The following is a 17624-nucleotide window of genomic DNA, read 5'->3' on the forward strand; positions in this document are numbered from 1 at the left end:
GTCGTGACATGACAGGCGCGAGATCCGTTGCCGTGAGCCGTCCTGTTATCCCCCGAGATCTTGGTCGATCTCCGTCAGCGCCCGATCGACATGGCCCTCGAAGACCAGCGTTTCTTCCTCGGTGATGATCAGGATTTCCGGTGCGCCATGCACCCTTACATGCTGCGATTGCCCAAGCCCCTCGGTCAGCCCGCGCATCAACAGGTCCATGAACCGCGTGCCCGGGCCGGTAATGGCGATCGGCATGGTTTCCTCGGCAAGGCTGAGCATGCGCGACAGGCTCTGGCCGAGTGCCAGGCCCGCCTGGCGAAAGGCATATTCCGAAACCCGGTGCCCCTGGCGGGCGCGGCTGGCGATCTTTTCCATTTCGCCAAGCGGCACGAATTTCGCCGGGATCGTATCCGGCGGCACTTCGAACGCGGCACGCAGGATGCCGTAGAACCCGGCCGAGGCCTCGACGCAGCCATAGGCGCCGCAGCGGCAGAGTTTGCCGTCGGCTGCATGCAGCATATGGCCGAAATTCGGCGCCACGACGCGCACCAGCCCGCTGCGGTCGCGCAGCGCCACGCCGAGCCCGATCGAATGGCCAAGCGACAGCGTCGCCAGCGCGGGCAGGGGTGTTTGCCGGCTCTTCTCCAGCCTGAGCAACAGCGCATGCGTGACCAGCAGGCTCTCGTTGAACAGCCGGATGCGGCCTTTGTCCGATACACCCGGGTGCGACAGGCCGGGCTGCGAAAGCCCGGACAATGCACTTTCGAAATCGAGCGATTCGTAGCCGAAGATCGGCGACCACAGCAGCTTGGCGCCATCGCGGTCGGCAATGCCCTTGCTGCTGATCGAAATCGTCATCACTGCGTCGTCTGGTAGTCGCGAGCGCCGGATCAAACGGTCGATCGCGTCGCGAAAGCCGGCGAGAAAGGCCGAGGCCGTTGTCGCGCCATGGTCGCGTGGCTCTTCGATCCGGTCGATCAGCGTGCCGCGGTAGTCGGCCAGCGAATACTGTACGGCATGCGAGGAGATGCGCACGGCAATCACATGGGCGGCGTCACGCCGCCGGTTGAACAGCACGCGCGGCCGGCCGCGATGGCCGACATTGGCGACTTCCCGCCGCTCGATCAGGCCGAGTTTCTCCAGCTCCGCGGTAATTGCCGACACGGTTGCCGACGACAGCCCGGTCGATGCCGACAGGTCGGTATGGGCCAGCGCGCCGTCGCGGCGAAGCGCCTCGAGCACCAGCCCGCTGTTTTGCTGGCGCACGTTCTCGTTGCTGGTCTTCTGGCTGGACTTGTTCAGCATGGGCCGTGTGGCCGGTTTTTGTGTATCCACCGCATGCTCCTCCCAAAGCATTTGGTCGGCTGCATTGCAAGCCGCGGCGGGCCTGAGTTGACAGCACGGGAATCTTCTGCCAGTTATTTTCTCGACTGTCGAGAAAAACCATTGGACGGGGGTCCATGGGGTAGGGGCAGTTTTGCAGCGGGTCGTTTGGTTGGGAGGTCTTCCAGCGGTCCGCTATCACCTTGGGAGGTTTAAAATGAAATCCGTATTGAAGCTGATGGCGTGCACCGCCGTCATCGTGAGCCTGCATTCCGTCGCAAGCGCCAAGGACATGATCGTTGGCGTTTCCTGGTCGAACTTCCAGGAAGAGCGTTGGAAGACCGACGAGGCCGCGATCAAGGCTGCACTCGAAGCCAGTGGCGACAAGTATATTTCGGCTGACGCCCAGACGTCTGCCGCCAAGCAGCTGACCGACATCGAAAGCCTGATCTCGCAGGGCGCAAACGCCCTGATCGTTCTCGCCCAGGATTCCGAAGCCATCGGCCCGGCCATCGAAAAGGCAGTTGCCGAAGGTATCCCGGTCGTCGGTTATGACCGCCTGATCGAGAACCAGAACGCCTTCTACATCACCTTCGACAACAAGGAAGTCGGCCGGATGCAGGCCCGCGAAGTCATGAAGGTCAAGCCGGAAGGCAACTACGTCTTCATCAAGGGCGCATCCACCGACCCGAACTCCGACTTCCTCTATTCCGGCCAGATCGAAGTGCTGAAGGAAGCCATCGATGGCGGCAAGATCAAGAATGTCGGCGAAGCCTACACGGACGGCTGGAAGCCGGAAGCTGCCCAGAAGAACATGGAGCAGTTCCTGACCGCCAACAACAACGCGGTTGACGCCGTTGTATCGTCCAACGACGGCATGGCCGGCGGTGTGGTTGCCGCGCTGGAAGCCCAGGGTCTCGCCGGTTCCGTTCCGGTTTCGGGTCAGGACGGCGACAAGGCTGCGCTGAACCGCGTCGCTCTCGGCACCCAGACCGTGTCTGTCTGGAAGGACAGCCGCGAACTCGGCAAGAAGGCCGGCGAAATCGCCTCGGCACTCGCAGCCGGTACCGCGATGGATGCCGTTGAAGGCGCCGTGAAGTTCGCTGGTGGCCCGAAGGGTCTCGAGATGAACTCCTACTTCATCGCCCCGCAGCCGATCACCAAGGACAACCTCAACGTCGTCATCGACGCTGGCTGGATCTCCAAGGAAGAAGCTTGCCAGAGCGTTGCTGCCGGTTCGGTCGCAGCCTGCAACTGAGTGCTTTGGTTTAACTGACCACCGAGCTTGAGCCGCAAACGCCGCAGCCAGTTGCTGCGGCGTTTCGGCTGATCGGGAACTTCAAGCGGCCGGGCCGTGTCCGCGACACTAGGCATCGGGAAGCGTCCGTCTTGTCGGGGCGCCTTTCGGGCAAACGCGTCCAATGTCCGCTGCAGGAAGTTCGCGATCCGCATCGCCGGCCAAGGGTCGGCGCCGCATGAAACGATGCGGACAGGCAGCAAGCCGTAAAACGACTGGGGAGATATCTGTATGGCGGATCAAAGCCTTGCCACGCCTGCGCCCGCAGCCCGGGCATCCAATTCATCTGCGGTCAAACGCTTCTTTCAAGCCACCGAAATCGACACGCGCCTGCTCGGCATGGTGATTGCGCTCGGCATCATTTGGATCGGCTTCGACGTGCTGTCGAACGGCCTCTTCCTCACCTCGCGAAACCTCTGGAACCTCTCGGTCCAGGCGGCCTCCGTCTCGGTCATGGCAACCGGCATGGTGCTGGTCATCGTCACCCGCAACATCGACCTCTCGGTCGGCTCGATCCTCGGCTTCGTCGGCATGATCATGGCCGTGCTGCAGGCCCGTATCCTGCCGCCGATCATCGGTTTTGAACATCCGCTGATGTGGGTGATCGCGCTTGCCGCCGGCATTGCGGTTGGCACGGCGATCGGCGCCTTCCAGGGCGCGATCATCGCCTTCCTCGGCGTCCCGGCCTTCATCGTCACGCTCGGCGGCCTGCTGGTCTGGCGCGGTGCCGCCTGGATGGTCACATCAGGTGCGACCGTTGCCCCGATGGACACCACCTACCGCCTGATGGGCGGTGGCGCGGATGGCTCGATCGGGGTTACCGCCAGTTGGATCGTCGGCATCGTCGCCTGCGTGCTGATCGTGCTGTCGATCCTCAACACCCGCAAGCAGCGCCGCCGCTTCGGCTTTCCGCTCCGCCCGCTCTGGGCCGAATATTTCCTCGTCGCTTCCGGCTGCGCCGCCATCCTTGGTGCCGTCTGGGTCGCCAACAGCTATTACATGCCGGTCAATCTGGCGAAGAAATATGCCGCGGCCCATGGCATCGCCTGGCCGGATGGTGGCCTGCAGATCGGTCTCGGCATTGCCATCCCGGTCCTGATCGCCATCGGCATCGCCATGTTCATGGCCTTCATCACCAACCGTACGCGTTTTGGCCGTTATGTCTTCGCCATCGGCGGCAACCCGGAAGCCGCCGAACTCGCCGGCATCAAGGTCAAGTGGGTGACCGTCAAGATGTTCGCGCTGATGGGCGCACTCTGCGCCATCGCCGCCGCCATCTCGACCGCCCGCCTCAATGCCGCGACCAATGCGCAAGGCACGCTCGACGAACTCTACACCATCGCCGCGGCCGTCATCGGCGGCACCTCGCTTGCCGGCGGCGTCGGCACCATTGCCGGTGCCATGCTCGGCGCCGTCGTCATGCAATCCTTGAATTCGGGCATGGTCCTGCTCGGTCTCGACACTCCGCTCCAGAGCATTGTCATCGGCATTGTTCTCGTCGTCGCGGTCTGGCTCGACACCGTCTACCGCGCCCGCGCCAAGTAAGGGGAGTAGAACCAATGACAGAAGAACGCACCCCACTGGTGGAAATGCGCAATGTTTCCATCTCGTTTGGCGGCATTCATGCCGTGGACGATGCCTCCGTCGACCTTTTCCCGGGTGAAGTCGTGGCGCTGCTCGGCCACAACGGCGCCGGCAAGTCGACCCTGATCAAGATCCTGTCCGGCGCCTACAAACGCGACAACGGCGATATCCTGATCAACGGCGATTTCGCCGACATCCACAATCCGCGCGATGCGAAGAAATACGGCATCGAGACGATCTACCAGACGCTCGCCGTCGCCGACAATGTCGACGCCGCCGCCAACCTCTATCTCGGCCGCGAACTGCGTACCCCCTGGGGCACGCTGGACGATGTCGCGATGGAAGCCAAGGCCCGCGAAGTCATGGGCCGCCTCAACCCCAACTTTCAGCGCTTCAAGGAGCCGGTGAAAGCCCTGTCCGGCGGCCAGCGCCAGTCGGTTGCCATTGCCCGCGCCATCCTGTTCGACGCCCGCATCCTGATCATGGACGAGCCGACGGCCGCCTTGGGTCCGCAGGAAACCGCCCAGGTCGGCGAACTGATCCTGCAGCTGAAGAAGGAAGGTATCGGCATCTTCCTGATCAGCCACGACATCCACGACGTCTTCGACCTCGCCGACCGCGTCTTCGTCATGAAGAACGGCCGCGTCGTCGGCCATGCCCGCACTGAGGATGTGACCAAGGACGAAGTGCTCGGCATGATCATCCTCGGCAAATGCCCCCCCGGCGCCGTGCCGGGACCCGGCGCCATGCAGACGGCGTGAACATCGAAAATTGACGCAAGGCGAGGGGGCTTCGGCCCCCTCGTTGCGTTTGGGCGGGCGAAGACGCTGGCCTGCGGGGCATCCCCGTGAACCTTCGAAACCAATTTCCCCCTCGACGCTGCGCCGCCGCTCGGGCATAGGATCGCTTGAATGAAGTCCCGGCCGGACGAAGCACGCCAAACAGGCGACGCCCCGCGCCGCAAGCATCCCGATGGAGGCGAAAATTATCAAGATCATGGTATTGCTGCACAGCGCCGATGGCATGGGCTGGCAGTCTCCGCCCAAGGGCACCAGCCTGAAGACGCTCAGCGAAGCCGAGGAACAGGGCTTCATCCAGATCCGCGGCGAGTTTCAGAAACGCCAGTTCTGCCTGACCAAGCTCGGCCTAGACCACGTCACCCGCGACAAGCGCCGCCTGGAAGCACGCAAAAGCTGAACTGAAGCGGTGGGCGCTGAGGCGCCTCCATCGCGCCAAGCCTTGGGCCGTTCCTCAGGCCGACCGCAGCTCCGGCTCTTCAGCGCAAATATCAGCTAGGAAATCTATGAATTGCCGCACCCGGGAAGGCATGCGGCGACCTCCAGCGATGATTGCGTTGATCGGAAGAAGGGGCGGCGTGTGCTTGTCGAGAATCCGCACCACTTCGCCGGAGGCCAGTACATCCGTGAACAACCAACTCGCATGATGGGCGATGCCGAGACCCGCGAGGACCGCGCCCCGGACATGTTCAGCATCATTCGTGCGGAACGCGCCGCCGCCCTCAAGGGTATGCTGCTGGCCGTCAACCGTAAAATCCCACCCGACCGTGTGGCCCTGATGGACGTAGCCGATCCGCTGGTGCGCCTGCAACGCGTCCAGCGTTTGCGGCGTGCCGTGCCGGGCGAGATAGCTGGCGGAAGCCAAAGTGATCATGCGCATGTCGCCTATCCGTCGGGCAACCAGCGCGGAGTCTGAGAGCCGACCAATGCGGATCGCGATATCGATCCCCTCCTCGACTAGGTCGACGTGACGGCCGGAGACCTCGATTTCGATGGAAACGTCTGGAAATCGATCTCTGAAGGCAAGTAGCTTCGGAATAACATACATCCTCCCGAAGGCGGGCGAGAGGGTTATCCGGACCAGACCCGATGGTGATGACTGCCCCTCGAGAACTCTTTCTTCGACCGACTCGATATCCTCAAGAATCCGGACCGTGGCTTCATAATATTCTTGTCCGGCCAGTGTCACGGTGAGCGCGCGCGAATTTCTGGCGAGAAGCTGCGTCCCAAGCCGCGCTTCGAGTGCGGCGAGTTGTTTGCTGACGGTCGGTTGGCTCACGTTCAGGTCTCGCGCTGCCTGCGAGAAGCTTCCACTCTCGACGACACGCACAAATGTCCGCATTGCATCCAGTTTGTCCATCTTTGCACCCTCCGCTGATCAAAGGCATCGGCGTTTCCCAACGCAATAGTGCATTGGTTTGCACATATCCATTCGTATATCGAATAGATTCTATGCATAATCTCTCAATTTCATTCAAAAAAAGAATATGGGAAGGGTGTTTCCGTTGGGCCGCAGCGGTCCTGAACCCAAAAGGAAGAGTTATGACAATCAAGATTTATGGCGACCCAGGCTCGGGCAGCTTACGGCGTGTGACCACGGCGGCAAAAATCATGGGTATCGAAATCGAACACGTCATGGTCGATCTTTTCAAGGGCGAAAGCCAGACCGACGAATTCAAATCACGCCTTAACCCCCACGGTCTGACGCCCGTTCTGGAAGACGGGAATGTCATTCTCTATGAGGCGGCTGCAATCAACCTGTATCTGGCGGCTAAGGCAAACTCGCCATTGGTCGGAGCGAACGCGGAAGAACGTTTTCAGGTTCTCCAATGGATGTTCTGGTCGGGTGAGCAGTGGCGCGTCTTTGCAACGGCACTGTTTGACGAGAGAGTGGGCAAGACGGTCATGGGCCTGCCAAAGAATGAGCCCGTCATCGAGTTCGCAGAGGGCAAGCTTCGTGCCGCGGCGAAAGTGCTTGACCAGCACCTGGAAGGCCGCAAATTTATCGTTGGCGAGACTCTTACCCTAGCTGATATCGATATTGCGGGTCCGTTTTCGCAGATTGACCGTTCGAAGCCTCCTCTTCGGGATTACCCCAGTCTCATGGCGTGGCATGACAACCTGCTGCAATCTGTTCCCGCTTGGGCTGAGACGAAAGTCGAGGTCGATCGTCGCATCGACAGCTTCTTGTCCAGCGCCGGCGTGACCCTATGAGCCAACCAATTTTGTGAGTTCTCTTTGATGGATGAGGTGGCAGACATCGTGTTTTCCACCTCATCTCTCCCGTTGCACGATTGAGCTCTATCTCTGACCCCGCTTTCCCGCGTGACGTCGTCTGACGTGGCAAAGTCCGCTTCGAACCGTCTCTCTCTCCCAATCACCCCATCTTCACCAGCGCCCCGATCGTGCCTGAACACAGCCGCGGCCGAACTGAACGGCAAACTGGCATGGGCCGACTGTATCCCGCTCCCACCACCCACTTGCCCTAACCGCGCCCATCACCCGAATGGCGAATGGCCGCCTCGACGGTTGCGGGTAGCCGGAAGCGCCGGCGATAGTCGCCGGGCGTCAATCCGGCGATCTTTCGAAACAGGCGGCGAAACGACGCAAGGTCCGAATATCCGACATCGCAGGCGATCTCCTCGATCGGCCGATCCTCGAGTTCGAGCATCTGCTTGGCTTCCTCGATCCGCAGGCACTGGATATATTCCAGCGGTGAAAAGCCCGTCGCCTTCTTGAATCGTCGATCGAACGACCGCTTCGGCAGGCCGGACAGCTGCAGCAACTCGGTCAGGATGGCGGCGGACTGATAATGGTCGGGCGCATAGGCCTGGCATTTCTCGATGACGGCGTCGCCATGGCTGATATTGGCGATCATCGAGGCATAGGGAAGCTGGCCGTCCCGATGCCACTGGTAGAGGAACAGCTTGGAGATCCGGATCGCTTCCGCCGTGCCGGCATGCCTTGCAATCAGATAGAGCGTCAGATCCTGCCAGGACGACGCGCCGCCGGAGCAGACAATCGAGTGTCCGGCACCGGACTGGACCAGGATGCGCTCCTCCTTGAGGTCCACCTTCGGAAATTCTTGGCGAAACAGCGGCGCATACATCCAGTGCGTCGTCGCCGACTGCCCGTCCAAGAGGCCCGCCTCGGCCAGCACGATCGATCCACCACAGGCCGCCAGCAGCCGGGCGCCCTTGCGATGCATCCTGGCGATCCACTCCAGCAGCCGGCGGTCCAGCGCCCGGATCGTGTCGGGCGTATCGACGACGACATTCGGAACGAGCACATAATCGGTGTCGTCAACCTCATCCAGAGTGACATGCGGCATGATCGTCACCCCGGTGATCAGCGTCAAAGGGCCGGGCTCGGCCGCCACCAGGCGCGGCGCAAACAGCACCTCGCTGGTCGGCTCGTTCGAATGGCTCTTCCAGTGCGCGCCGGCGATCCAGAGCGTATCAAAAATGCCGTAGAGGATGGACGGATCACATTCGCGGAAGGTCACGATGCTGACCCGCAAGGGAGGTTTTACGCTCTTGGGCTCTGGCTCGATCGGCTCCATAGCGGCCATTCTGCCTCTGTTGAGGGGCAGAGGCAACGCCTAAAACCCCTGCCGAACGGGCGGCATTTCGCGGTCCGAGAGAGCAGGATCCAACGACAATGGAAGTGAATTTTGACAAGCTGAACGCCCTGCTGGGCGTCATGGTGAATGAGCTTGGCGCGGCGCAGAATGCTGCTTTGGTGACGATTGGCGACGAACTGGGCCTCTACCGGGCGATGGCCGGCAAGGGACAGCTCTCGGCAGCAGACCTCGCGGCCGCCACCGAGACGAAGGAACGCTATGTACAGGAATGGCTGGCGGCGCAGGCGGCATCCGGCTTCGTCACCTACGATGCGGCCACGGCCAAGTTTGCCCTCTCGCCGGAACAGGCCGCGGTCTTTGCCGTCGATGACAGCCCGGTCAACATGATCGGCGGGTTCCAGGCGCTGGAAGCCGTTTATGCGGATCGCCCCAAGCTCGCGCATGCATTTCGTCATGGCGGCGGCGTGTCGTGGACGGATCGCTGCAATTGCATGTTCTGCGGCACCGACCGCTTCTTCCGGCCGGGCTACAAGGCCAACCTCGTTGCCAACTGGCTCCCCGCGCTCGATGGCGTCATCGACACGCTGGAGCGCGGAGCGCTGGTGGCGGATGTCGGCTGCGGCTTCGGCTCGTCGACCCTGATCATGGCCGAAGCCTTTCCGAACTCGCACTTTGTCGGCATCGACTACCATGCCCCGTCCATCGACCATGCGAAGCGACACGCCAAAGCACCTGGCGGCAAGGCACTGGCCAATGTGCAGTTCGAGACCGCACGCGCACAGGACTTTGACGGCTCGGGCTTCGACCTTGTCACCCTGTTCGACGCGCTTCACGACATGGGCGACCCCGTCGGCGCCGCCCGCCATATCGCCAAGTCCTTGAAACCGGACGGTGTCCTGATGCTGGTCGAGCCGATGGCCGGCGACACCCTTGCCGACAACCTCAATCCGATCGGGCGGATCTTCTATGCCGCATCGGCCAATACCTGCGTCCCGGCATCCCTGGGCCAGGAAGTGGGGGCGGCATTGGGGGCACAGGCCGGTGAGCGACGCCTGACCCAGACGCTCAACGAAGGTGGCCTTTCCAGGGTCCGGCGCGCGGCCGAAACGCCGTTCAACATGGTCCTGGAAGCCCGTCTTTGAGGGCGGGTGAAAGCGCAAGGCAAGTGAAAGCGCAGGGCAAGTGAAAGCGGAGGGGCGGGTGGTTCGGCGACCGCCTGCCCGAAGCCTGGCGTTGCGAAGTTCAGCCATCGAGAGGGGACAGGTTTCAACCCATCACCCCATCTTCACCAGCGCGCCGATCGTGCCGCCGACCAAAAGCACCAGGCCGATCAGCGTCGTCAGCGCCGCCCCGGGTCCGCGTTTCTTCGCATCGGCATAATATTCCGCCGCATAGAGCGCCCGCGCTGCCGTCCAGCCGAGGCCGAGCAGCCCGGCGAGCTCGTCCGAGACATAGGTGCCGAAGATCCACAGCGCCGGCAGGAACAGCACCAGCTGCTCGACCGTGTTCTGCTGCACCCGGAAGATCCGCTCGAAATTCTGGTTGCCGGAAGTCTTGGGCGCTTCCACGCCGAATTGCTGGCGCGCCCGCGCCACTTTGACCATGAACCAGCAATAGGTCATCAGCGCCGCAAATGTCGCCAGAATGGTGAAACGCATCGAGATCTGCTCCAAAATCATCCTGAAATTGACCATGAAATCGTCATTGAGTAGCCACCAACTGGTAGGAGAAAGGCCTGGGCCGCGCAAGCGCCATGCTGCGGCCGCACCGCATCGAAGCTTGCGCAAAACGACGAATTCCGCCATCATTCCAGGAGTTGCGTTGCAGCCAGTGCGAGCAAGAAAGACCGCGTTGATGACCTCCGAAACGATGAGCGAAACGATCCGTGAAACGACCACGGCGGCAACCGGCGAAAACTTCAAGTTCGGCCGGCCTTACGACCTGCACGAGCTGGTCGCCGATGGCATCATCCATGGCATCGGTGTTGTCTTTGCCCTGGTCGGCGCCACCGCGCTGATCTTCTACGCGACGGTCTATTCCGACTATCCCGACATCGCCGCATCCTGGATATATGGCCTCGGCCTGATCATCGCGCTCGGCGTCTCCTTCACCTACAACATGTGGCCGCATTCGCGCATCAAGTGGATCCTGCGCCGCTTCGATCATTCCGCCATCTTCATCCTGATCGCCTCGACCTACACGCCCTTCCTCGTCCAGGGTGCCGACCAGCCGATGATCCTGGCACTGCTGATCGGCATCTGGCTGACGGCCGCCCTCGGCATCTGGCTGAAATTCCGCTATCCCGGCCGTTACGACCGGCTTGCCATCCTGCTCTATCTCGCCATGGGCTGGAGCGGGGCGCTGGCCATGGGCCCGATCTCCGAGATCATCCCGGGCATCACGCTGACCCTGATCATCATCGGCGGCTGCATCTATTCCGCCGGCGTCATCTTCCACGTCTGGGAACGCCTGCGCTTCCAGAACGCCATCTGGCACGGCTTCGTCGTCACGGCCGCCGTGGTGCATTATTCGGCGGTTTTTACGGCGATCGCCTGAACCATCCTTGAGAGGCGGGGCGGATCGGACCGACGTCAGGCCTTCTTCAGTCTCGGTACCTGCTTGGATCCAATGCGGAAAAACAGCGCCGTCGGTATCCAGCAGATCGCCAAGCCAAAGGCGGCAAGCGCGAACAGCGACAGCATGGTCATCTCGGTGAAGAAGCCGACAAGACTGGCAAGCGGAATACCGCCCAATGCTGTGAACGCGCCGAACAGCAGGACTGTCAGCAGCGTCTGCACCACGGTCAGGATGCCGGCGAACCGCCAGCTCTCGCCCCAGCTTGCGACGCGCCCATGCTTTTTGCGGAAATATGTCCCGGCCCAGGTGCCACTGCCGGCCAGAATGCCGGCATTGCCGCTGGCGCCGATACCGTCGACCACGCCGTAATGGACCAGAAGAAAAGTGATGATCACCAGGGCGATGGTCATTGCCAGGGCGACGAAAAAATAGCGTATGCACAGGGCATTGATGAAACCGGGCAAATGCAAACTCCTCATGCCTTGACGGAACGCCCGGCAAGGATCAGACGATAGTTACCGACGCCTTCGCCGCCATGGCAAGCCCGTCGGCGTCTCGCCCGTCCGGCATCCCCAGAGAGCACACCCAAGAGCCTCCCATGACCGACCTCATCATCCGCGACGCCACCGAAGCCGACCTGCCGGCAATCCGCGATATCTACAATCACGCCGTCGAACACACGACCGCGATCTGGAACGAGGTTCTGATCGACGTCGACAACCGCCGCGTCTGGCTCGAACTGCGCCGCGCCAAGGGTTTTCCGGTGCTGGTCGCCGAACGTGACGGCAAGGTGGCAGGCTACGCCTCCTACGGCGACTGGCGCGCCTTCGACGGCTATCGCCACACGGTCGAGCATTCGGTCTATGTCGACAAGGACTGCCGCGGCGGCGGCATCGGCAGGCAGTTGATGGCAGCTTTGGTCGATAGGGCAAGAACGGGCAATGTCCATGTCATGATCGCCGCCATCGAAGCCGAAAACCAGGCCTCCATTGCGCTTCACGAACGCATGGGCTTCACCCTCGTCGGCATCCACCGCGAAGTCGGCACGAAGTTCGGCCGCTGGCTCGATCTGGCGATGATGGAGCTCAGGGTCTGAGCTATTCCAGCGAAAGGTCGGGGCCGGTTACCCCCCTCTGGCCTGCCGGCCATCTCCCCCACAAGGGGGGAGATCAGCAAGTCCGCCAACGGGATGCCGCTCCATATAGCTGAACGTAGCTCACGCCTGGACACCTTGCCGACCCCCGATGGAAATGCCGCGCCGGCGCCAGCCCGATCTCCCCCCGTGTGGGGGAGATGCCCGGCAGGGCAGAGGGGGGGTAGGCTCTGCACCACAAAGCAGCCAAGTGCTGAACGCCGTCAAACGTCCCCCTGTCCGCTCACGACTTGGCAAGTTCGTCCATCAGGACCGGCTGCTCCTTCAGCAGTTTCATGGCAAACTCCATCACATCGACCGTCTCGTCATTCGGCCGCGCGACCATCTTCGACTGCCGCGCAAGGATGTGCTTCATGTCGTGGCTGGTGATGCTGTCTTCAGCTGCTGCACCTTTGGATGTATCGCTCATCTTACCTCTCATCCCCCCACTCACCCCGCTGCCGTCTCCTGCCAGCGCACGCCTGAAATCACCACGCCGTCCTTCGGCCGGCAGGGCATGTCGGCAAGCGAAACGGACATGTCCTGTTCGCGCGGCATGTCGTAGTCGATCGCGGTGGTCAAAAGCCGCACGCCTTCCTTGATGATCGAAAGCGTTGCCTCTTCGCCGGGACAGCGATGGCCGTCCTTCACCGATCCGGCCCCTTGCGCAACGAAGCTGTAGTCGTCCGGCCCGTGCCGCAGTTCGCGCAGCGGCCGGAACTCGCCGGCATTGTGAAAGTGCGCCTCGTCATGGCAGGTGCCGTAGAGGTCGAAAAGCAGCCATTGTCCGCACCGGATCTGGTGGCCGTTCCAGTCGAAGCCGGTGCGGGCCACGGCGCCGACAAACGGATAAAACGGCACGCTGCGCCGTACTTCTTCGGCAAAATCGGTGAGCAGCCGGTCGTCCGGCACACGCAGGATCTCGCGCCACTCTGGATGCCGCTCCAGTTCGACCGCGGCAAACAGGATATAGCGCCCGAGCGAGGCGATCGGCCCGAGCAGATTGATCAGCTCGCCGGCGGCGACCGTCGGCGAAAGCGGCCGTCCCTTGGGGTCGAGATAGCCGGCGATCATCGCCATCGGGGTTCCCGGCAGCGGCGCCTGGCGGCCCCGGCGGATCTGGCGAAAGGCTGTCTTCAGCCGCCGCTCCAGTGCCGAACGCCAGCCCGGCAGACCCAGCGCCAGACCCAGTGACAGGGTCAGGCGGCGGCGCCCGAAATGGCCGGCCTGCTCGGCCAGCGCCGCCAGCAGCGCGTCGTCCCGGTCGATCTCGTCTGCATCGATCGGCGCATGGGTCCAGGCGAGCGCCGTGCGGATCAGGATCAGGTCGAGCTCGGCGCCGAGCGGCACGGCCCCCCAGCGGATCCAGTCCGGCACGCGTTCGATGAAATTGCGCCGGAAGATCGCCACCAGCCGGTCGATGCCGGTGCGGTCCTCGACCAGCATGCGCACGAACATCGCCTTGCGGTGCCGGTGCGCGGCGCCGTCGAGCTGCTGCACGCTGCCTTTGCCCCCGATCAGCCGCAACACCATCTGCGGCATGGCGCCGACCCGGGTCAGCCGGTCGTCGTCATAGATCAGCCGGGCGGCATCCGGCCCGGTCAGGCAGATGACGTCGCGCAGCATCAGCCGCGTCCGGAAGATCGGGCTGTCCATCGACCGGAAGCGCTGCGACAGGAATCCATAGCCTTCCCGGGCCAGATTGAACGTGTCGTCGAAGCTAGGGCTGCGCGGGATCGCCGGCATGCGCGCGGGATTGAGGGCGGCCTCGGAGGAGCCTGCGGGCAGGAGGCCGTTCAGTTCCCCGGAGAACGTCTGAGAGAGGGAGGCTGGCGGCTCGGCCAGCGGATGGGCACTTGCATGGGCCGATGCATGAGACGCTGCGTGGGTCGACGTTGGGGCAGGCGTGTCCGGCTGGCGGTGAAACTCGCTCTGGTTCATCCCGTCCCCTCCCTGACGCGCCCGGTTTGGGCAGACAATACCCCGAAATCCCGGCGCGCTCCATGCGCTTTGTTCCCGCCTCCCTCTCTCACCGTCCGTTCGCCCCGATCGCGGGCAAGCGAGCCCTTTATTCGATCCGCACCCGCGCCATCTCGCCGCGAATGGTGATCGACGGCCGTGCGCCAGGCGTATTCGGCAGCGCGCTGTCGACATAGGAGGCGACCGTCTCGACCAGGTAGCTGATCGGCGTCGGCTGCAGGAAGCGCACGGTCGCATCGAGCATCGTGCCGGAAATGGCGATCGCCTCGTTCTGCATCACCCGTTCGAAGGTCAGCCGTGCCCGAAGTGCCGCCCCCGAAACCGCGATCGAGGCTGCGTGGCCGGTAAAGGCGATATCGCCGGCATCGCTGCGGATGTCGAGCGCGCCGAACTCGCCATCCAGCTGCGTTCGCGCCGCCCGCTGGTCGATGATGACGGTAGCGCCGGGTTGAAGATTGGCCGTCAGTGTCATGGTGCAATCGCTCCAGTCGAAGAAACGGCCACCGCGGCCGACATCGACCGTCAGCGTGTCGCCGTCCCTCTGCATCGTGCCTTCGGCCGGGCAGGAGTTGGAAAACCAGCTCGAATGCCACAGCGCGCCCCAGCCATGCCGTTCGCCGGACAGTTCGGCAACCTGCGGCATGTCGGCGTGGGCGTTGATGCTGATCTCGCTCGCCGTGCCCGTCACCCGGACCTTTGATACGCCGGCAAGGTCGAGCGGGCCGGACAGGCTATCGCTGGCGCTGATCAGCGATACACCGCCGTCGATGGCAAGCATGGCGACGATCACGCCGGCAACGGAGAGAAGAATGGTTCTGCGTTTCATCGGGCAGGGCTCCTGGTTGGGCCGCGACGGGCCGTGGTTTGAGCCCCGACCGTGCCGGCCCGCGTTCTCCATCGCGACCTTGATCGCGTTTCAGGTCGAAGCGCATCGCGTTTGAGGTCATCATGTGCCATGCATCGGGAATTGCCCTGCATCGGGCCGCGTTCCGCCATGGATCCCGGTCCGCCCAGTCCAAACCCTTTTTCTTGCAAGACGCCGATGATCCTTGTTCCGCTTTCCTTTCTCGTCTCGCTCTATCTGACCGTGTTTCTCGTCCGGCTGCTGCTGCGCGGCCGCGATACCTTTGCCGCCAATGGCCTCTTTCTGCTGCTGATTGCCGTCTATATCGTCCAGACCGTGCTGGTCGGCCTGCGCTGGGGTTATGGCATCGTGACGATCCTGCCGCTGCTGTCGACGCTCGCCAGTCTCGTGCCGCCGCTGTCTTATCTCGCCTTCCGCGATCTCGCCCGCGAACAGCGTGGCCTGGCGGCGCGCGACTGGCCGCATCTCCTGCCGGTCGCAGCTTTGGTCGCCATGATGCTGGTCTGGCGCCATCTCATCGACCTGCTGATCATCACGGAATTTCTCGCCTATGGCCTGGCGCTGCTCTGGCTCGCCCGGCTTGGTCCCGATGGCCTTGTCACCGCCAGGCTCGACGGCACGCTGCGCTCCTATCGCTCGCTGCAACTGACCGGCCTTGCCCTGGTGGGCTCCGCCTTGACCGATATCGCCATCAGCCTCGACATGCTGTGGAGCGGCGGCCAGTATTCCGCCCTGCTCGTCTCGGCCGCAACGACCGCCATTCTTCTGCTGCTCGGCATCGCCGCCGTCGCCGTCGCCGTCGGCTCGGAAGAAGGCGAGGACGATGCGCCGAACGATGGGCACGACGACCCGGCAGGATTGGATACGGCACCAGAGGAAGGTCGCTCACACCAACGCATCCAGGGATCAGAAAGACCGTCGAACGCCACCGCGGCCTCGCCCGAGGACCGGCAGGTCGCCGCCGACCTCGACCGCCTGATGTCGGAACGCCGCCTTTATGCCGATACCGGCCTGAATCTCGCGAGGATCGCCCGGCGTTTGAGCCTTCCGGCCCGCAGCGTCTCCCAGGCGGTCAACCGGGTGCATGGCATCAGCGTCTCGCATTATGTCAACAATCACCGCATCGCGGACGCCTGCCGGCTGCTGTCTGAAACCGACTTGCCGGTGACCCGCATCGTCTTTGATGCCGGCTTCATGACCAAGTCCAATTTCAACCGCGAATTCCTCCGCGTTACCGGCATGAGCCCGAGCGACTGGCGCCGGCAGAAACAGGCGGCGTGACACACGCGCCGCAGGGGACTGCCACATCACCACACAAGATGTGCACAGCAACATTCGCAGCGCATAACCGCCTTGCCTTTCGCCGGGCCGCACTGTTCCCTTGGCGCATCATTTGATCACCCAAGGATTTAAGATGCCTTTGAAGCTCTATCTCGCCGGCCCCGAAGTCTTCCTGCCCGATGCCCGCAAGGTGCTCGACGAAAAGGCCGCCATGACCCGGGCCTATGGCTTCGAGCCGATCTGCCCCGGCGATATCGAGATCGAGCCGGCCCCGACCCGCCATGAATTCGGCCTGAAGATCAGTGCCGTCGACGAGGGTTTCATGAATGCCGCCGATGGCGTGATCGCCAATCTCACCCCGTTTCGTGGCATTGCGGCGGATCCCGGCACGGTGTTCGAACTCGGCTATATGTGTGCGTCCGGCAAGCTGGTCGCCGCCTATACCAATGTCACCGATAGCCATTTCGCCCGTACCAAAGCCTGGTATGGCGGCGAACTGACCATCGACGAACACGGCCGCAAGCGCGGCGCGGACGGCCATTCGCTGGAGGATTTCGAGATGATCGAAAACCTCATGCTGCACGGTGGCGTCACCCGCCGCGGCGGCCCCATCGCCATCCACGCCGCCAGCCCCGACCGCCTCTATCACGACCTGACCGCATTCGAACAATGCCTGAAGGCGCTGGCCGAACGCGGCTAGAGCTGCACGGGGGACTTGCCGGGGACTTGGCGGAGTCTTGCCCCTCATCCCCCTGCCGGGACCTTCTCCCCCCAGGTGGGGCGAAGGGAGCAGAACGGCGGCCGCATTGGCCTTCTCCCCGTTCACGGGGAGAAGGTGGCGGCAGCCGGATGAGGGGCGGTGCCGGACGGATGGATACGGACGATGAGCGGCCAATGACAGCCCGGGCCGCCCGAGCTGCTGGGCCTTCATCTGCCCAATATCAAAGTTCCGGCCCCTGATGCGGTTGGCAATCCTCACGGATCTTATCGCTCAGGTCGAAATCGAGGTCTGTCTCGGCGCTGACCCGGCGATAGAAATCGGCGGCCGGCTCGCGTCCGGTATGCTGCATCTCATAGGCCTCCAGCGCCCGTACGACGATATCGGCAATTGAACAATTTTCCCGCCGCGCCAGTCGGTGGGCAAGGTCGCGCGCCCGGGCGCTGCGAACGGACAGTCGTGGTTCTGCCATGCTGGATCTCCTGCAACGCCCAAT

19 protein-coding genes are annotated in these 17624 nt (G+C 63.0%); 10 read left to right on the plus strand and 9 right to left on the minus strand.

Features of this window, described 5'->3' with window-relative positions:
- Nucleotides 1–45 precede the first annotated feature (45 nt).
- Nucleotides 46–1296, minus strand: coding sequence for an ROK family transcriptional regulator (locus LQ231_RS08025; RefSeq protein ID WP_230173276.1), 1251 nt, complete (start codon nt 1294–1296; stop codon nt 46–48).
- 235 nt (nt 1297–1531) lie between these two features.
- On the opposite strand from LQ231_RS08025, the gene xylF reads away from it, so the two are divergent.
- The 4 genes from xylF (at nt 1532) to LQ231_RS08045 (ending at nt 5392) form a co-directional block, all read left to right on the plus strand.
- Entirely contained in the window at nt 1532–2572 is a 1041-nt protein-coding gene (xylF, locus tag LQ231_RS08030; RefSeq protein ID WP_230170950.1) for a D-xylose ABC transporter substrate-binding protein, read from the plus strand.
- A 270-nt stretch (nt 2573–2842) separates the two neighbouring features.
- A complete protein-coding gene (locus LQ231_RS08035) occupies nt 2843–4156 on the plus strand; it encodes a sugar ABC transporter permease (RefSeq protein WP_113140657.1) in 1314 nt (437 codons plus the stop codon).
- Nucleotides 4157–4170: 14 nt separating this feature from the next.
- Nucleotides 4171–4956 carry an ATP-binding cassette domain-containing protein gene (locus LQ231_RS08040; protein WP_230170951.1) on the plus strand — a complete coding sequence of 262 codons (786 nt, stop codon included), beginning with the start codon at nt 4171–4173 and terminating at the stop codon, nt 4954–4956.
- A gap of 235 nt (nt 4957–5191) precedes the next feature.
- Nucleotides 5192–5392 carry a hypothetical protein gene (locus LQ231_RS08045; RefSeq protein ID WP_113140757.1) on the plus strand — a complete coding sequence of 67 codons (201 nt, stop codon included), beginning with the start codon at nt 5192–5194 and terminating at the stop codon, nt 5390–5392.
- A gap of 54 nt (nt 5393–5446) precedes the next feature.
- Here the strand turns inward: LQ231_RS08045 and LQ231_RS08050 are convergent, their stop codons facing one another.
- Complete coding sequence (locus LQ231_RS08050; protein WP_113140659.1) at nt 5447–6352, minus strand: LysR family transcriptional regulator; 906 nt, start codon at nt 6350–6352, stop codon at nt 5447–5449.
- A 182-nt stretch (nt 6353–6534) separates the two neighbouring features.
- Here LQ231_RS08050 and LQ231_RS08055 point away from each other — a divergent pair, with 182 nt between their 5' ends.
- Nucleotides 6535–7206, plus strand: coding sequence for a glutathione S-transferase family protein (locus tag LQ231_RS08055; RefSeq protein WP_230170952.1), 672 nt, complete (start codon nt 6535–6537; stop codon nt 7204–7206).
- A 271-nt stretch (nt 7207–7477) separates the two neighbouring features.
- On the opposite strand, the gene LQ231_RS08060 is transcribed toward LQ231_RS08055, so the two are convergent.
- Nucleotides 7478–8554, minus strand: coding sequence for a helix-turn-helix domain-containing protein (locus tag LQ231_RS08060; RefSeq protein WP_230173278.1), 1077 nt, complete (start codon nt 8552–8554; stop codon nt 7478–7480).
- Nucleotides 8555–8652: 98 nt separating this feature from the next.
- Here LQ231_RS08060 and LQ231_RS08065 point away from each other — a divergent pair, with 98 nt between their 5' ends.
- A complete protein-coding gene (locus tag LQ231_RS08065) occupies nt 8653–9717 on the plus strand; it encodes a class I SAM-dependent methyltransferase (RefSeq protein WP_230170953.1) in 1065 nt (354 codons plus the stop codon).
- A gap of 132 nt (nt 9718–9849) precedes the next feature.
- Here LQ231_RS08065 and LQ231_RS08070 read toward each other — a convergent pair whose 3' ends face one another.
- Nucleotides 9850–10269: an MAPEG family protein gene (locus LQ231_RS08070; RefSeq protein WP_356635410.1), complete on the minus strand. Its 420-nt coding sequence runs from the start codon at nt 10267–10269 to the stop codon at nt 9850–9852.
- A 175-nt stretch (nt 10270–10444) separates the two neighbouring features.
- Here LQ231_RS08070 and LQ231_RS08075 point away from each other — a divergent pair, with 175 nt between their 5' ends.
- Nucleotides 10445–11131 carry a hemolysin III family protein gene (locus LQ231_RS08075; RefSeq protein ID WP_230173281.1) on the plus strand — a complete coding sequence of 229 codons (687 nt, stop codon included), beginning with the start codon at nt 10445–10447 and terminating at the stop codon, nt 11129–11131.
- Nucleotides 11132–11166: 35 nt separating this feature from the next.
- On the opposite strand, the gene LQ231_RS08080 is transcribed toward LQ231_RS08075, so the two are convergent.
- Nucleotides 11167–11616 (minus strand): ABZJ_00895 family protein, encoded by a 450-nt coding sequence (locus LQ231_RS08080; protein ID WP_230170954.1) that lies wholly within the window; start codon nt 11614–11616, stop codon nt 11167–11169.
- A 134-nt stretch (nt 11617–11750) separates the two neighbouring features.
- Here LQ231_RS08080 and LQ231_RS08085 point away from each other — a divergent pair, with 134 nt between their 5' ends.
- A complete protein-coding gene (locus tag LQ231_RS08085; RefSeq protein WP_230170955.1) occupies nt 11751–12248 on the plus strand; it encodes a GNAT family N-acetyltransferase in 498 nt (165 codons plus the stop codon).
- Between the two features lie 280 nt (nt 12249–12528).
- Here LQ231_RS08085 and LQ231_RS08090 read toward each other — a convergent pair whose 3' ends face one another.
- From LQ231_RS08090 to LQ231_RS08100, 3 genes are all read right to left on the minus strand, one after another.
- Nucleotides 12529–12714, minus strand: a complete 186-nt coding sequence (locus LQ231_RS08090; protein WP_230170956.1) for a hypothetical protein — start codon at nt 12712–12714, stop codon at nt 12529–12531.
- Nucleotides 12715–12734: 20 nt separating this feature from the next.
- Nucleotides 12735–14225 (minus strand): hypothetical protein, encoded by a 1491-nt coding sequence (locus LQ231_RS08095; protein ID WP_230170957.1) that lies wholly within the window; start codon nt 14223–14225, stop codon nt 12735–12737.
- A 127-nt stretch (nt 14226–14352) separates the two neighbouring features.
- Entirely contained in the window at nt 14353–15090 is a 738-nt protein-coding gene (locus LQ231_RS08100) for a hypothetical protein (protein ID WP_230170958.1), read from the minus strand.
- 216 nt (nt 15091–15306) lie between these two features.
- Between LQ231_RS08100 and LQ231_RS08105 the strand changes: the two genes are divergently transcribed.
- Both LQ231_RS08105 and LQ231_RS08110 read left to right on the plus strand, forming a co-directional pair.
- Nucleotides 15307–16410, plus strand: a complete 1104-nt coding sequence (locus LQ231_RS08105) for a helix-turn-helix domain-containing protein (protein WP_230170959.1) — start codon at nt 15307–15309, stop codon at nt 16408–16410.
- A gap of 133 nt (nt 16411–16543) precedes the next feature.
- On the plus strand, nt 16544–17110 hold the full coding sequence (locus LQ231_RS08110) for a nucleoside 2-deoxyribosyltransferase (RefSeq protein ID WP_007598068.1): 567 nt from the start codon (nt 16544–16546) through the stop codon (nt 17108–17110).
- A gap of 241 nt (nt 17111–17351) precedes the next feature.
- Here the strand turns inward: LQ231_RS08110 and LQ231_RS08115 are convergent, their stop codons facing one another.
- Nucleotides 17352–17600 (minus strand): plasmid stabilization protein, encoded by a 249-nt coding sequence (locus tag LQ231_RS08115; RefSeq protein WP_230170960.1) that lies wholly within the window; start codon nt 17598–17600, stop codon nt 17352–17354.
- Between the last annotated feature and the right edge of the window lie 24 nt (nt 17601–17624).

Origin of the sequence: Rhizobium sp. CECT 9324 (genome assembly GCF_918741265.1) — a bacterium.
Lineage (GTDB): Bacteria > Pseudomonadota > Alphaproteobacteria > Rhizobiales > Rhizobiaceae > Allorhizobium.

Coding starts and splice junctions, on each gene's coding strand:
- LQ231_RS08075 (WP_230173281.1), top strand. CDS start 10,445: ATGAGCGAAACGATCCGTGAAACGACCACGGCGGCAACCGGCGAAAAC.
- LQ231_RS08060 (WP_230173278.1), bottom strand. CDS start 8,554: ATGGAGCCGATCGAGCCAGAGCCCAAGAGCGTAAAACCTCCCTTGCGG.
- LQ231_RS08035 (WP_113140657.1), top strand. CDS start 2,843: ATGGCGGATCAAAGCCTTGCCACGCCTGCGCCCGCAGCCCGGGCATCC.
- LQ231_RS08100 (WP_230170958.1), bottom strand. CDS start 15,090: ATGAAACGCAGAACCATTCTTCTCTCCGTTGCCGGCGTGATCGTCGCC.
- LQ231_RS08065 (WP_230170953.1), top strand. CDS start 8,653: ATGGAAGTGAATTTTGACAAGCTGAACGCCCTGCTGGGCGTCATGGTG.
- xylF (WP_230170950.1), top strand. CDS start 1,532: ATGAAATCCGTATTGAAGCTGATGGCGTGCACCGCCGTCATCGTGAGC.
- LQ231_RS08055 (WP_230170952.1), top strand. CDS start 6,535: ATGACAATCAAGATTTATGGCGACCCAGGCTCGGGCAGCTTACGGCGT.
- LQ231_RS08050 (WP_113140659.1), bottom strand. CDS start 6,352: ATGGACAAACTGGATGCAATGCGGACATTTGTGCGTGTCGTCGAGAGT.
- LQ231_RS08025 (WP_230173276.1), bottom strand. CDS start 1,296: ATGCTGAACAAGTCCAGCCAGAAGACCAGCAACGAGAACGTGCGCCAG.
- LQ231_RS08085 (WP_230170955.1), top strand. CDS start 11,751: ATGACCGACCTCATCATCCGCGACGCCACCGAAGCCGACCTGCCGGCA.
- LQ231_RS08045 (WP_113140757.1), top strand. CDS start 5,192: ATGGTATTGCTGCACAGCGCCGATGGCATGGGCTGGCAGTCTCCGCCC.
- LQ231_RS08090 (WP_230170956.1), bottom strand. CDS start 12,714: ATGAGCGATACATCCAAAGGTGCAGCAGCTGAAGACAGCATCACCAGC.
- LQ231_RS08070 (WP_356635410.1), bottom strand. CDS start 10,269: ATGGTCAATTTCAGGATGATTTTGGAGCAGATCTCGATGCGTTTCACC.
- LQ231_RS08115 (WP_230170960.1), bottom strand. CDS start 17,600: ATGGCAGAACCACGACTGTCCGTTCGCAGCGCCCGGGCGCGCGACCTT.
- LQ231_RS08105 (WP_230170959.1), top strand. CDS start 15,307: ATGATCCTTGTTCCGCTTTCCTTTCTCGTCTCGCTCTATCTGACCGTG.
- LQ231_RS08110 (WP_007598068.1), top strand. CDS start 16,544: ATGCCTTTGAAGCTCTATCTCGCCGGCCCCGAAGTCTTCCTGCCCGAT.
- LQ231_RS08095 (WP_230170957.1), bottom strand. CDS start 14,225: ATGAACCAGAGCGAGTTTCACCGCCAGCCGGACACGCCTGCCCCAACG.
- LQ231_RS08040 (WP_230170951.1), top strand. CDS start 4,171: ATGACAGAAGAACGCACCCCACTGGTGGAAATGCGCAATGTTTCCATC.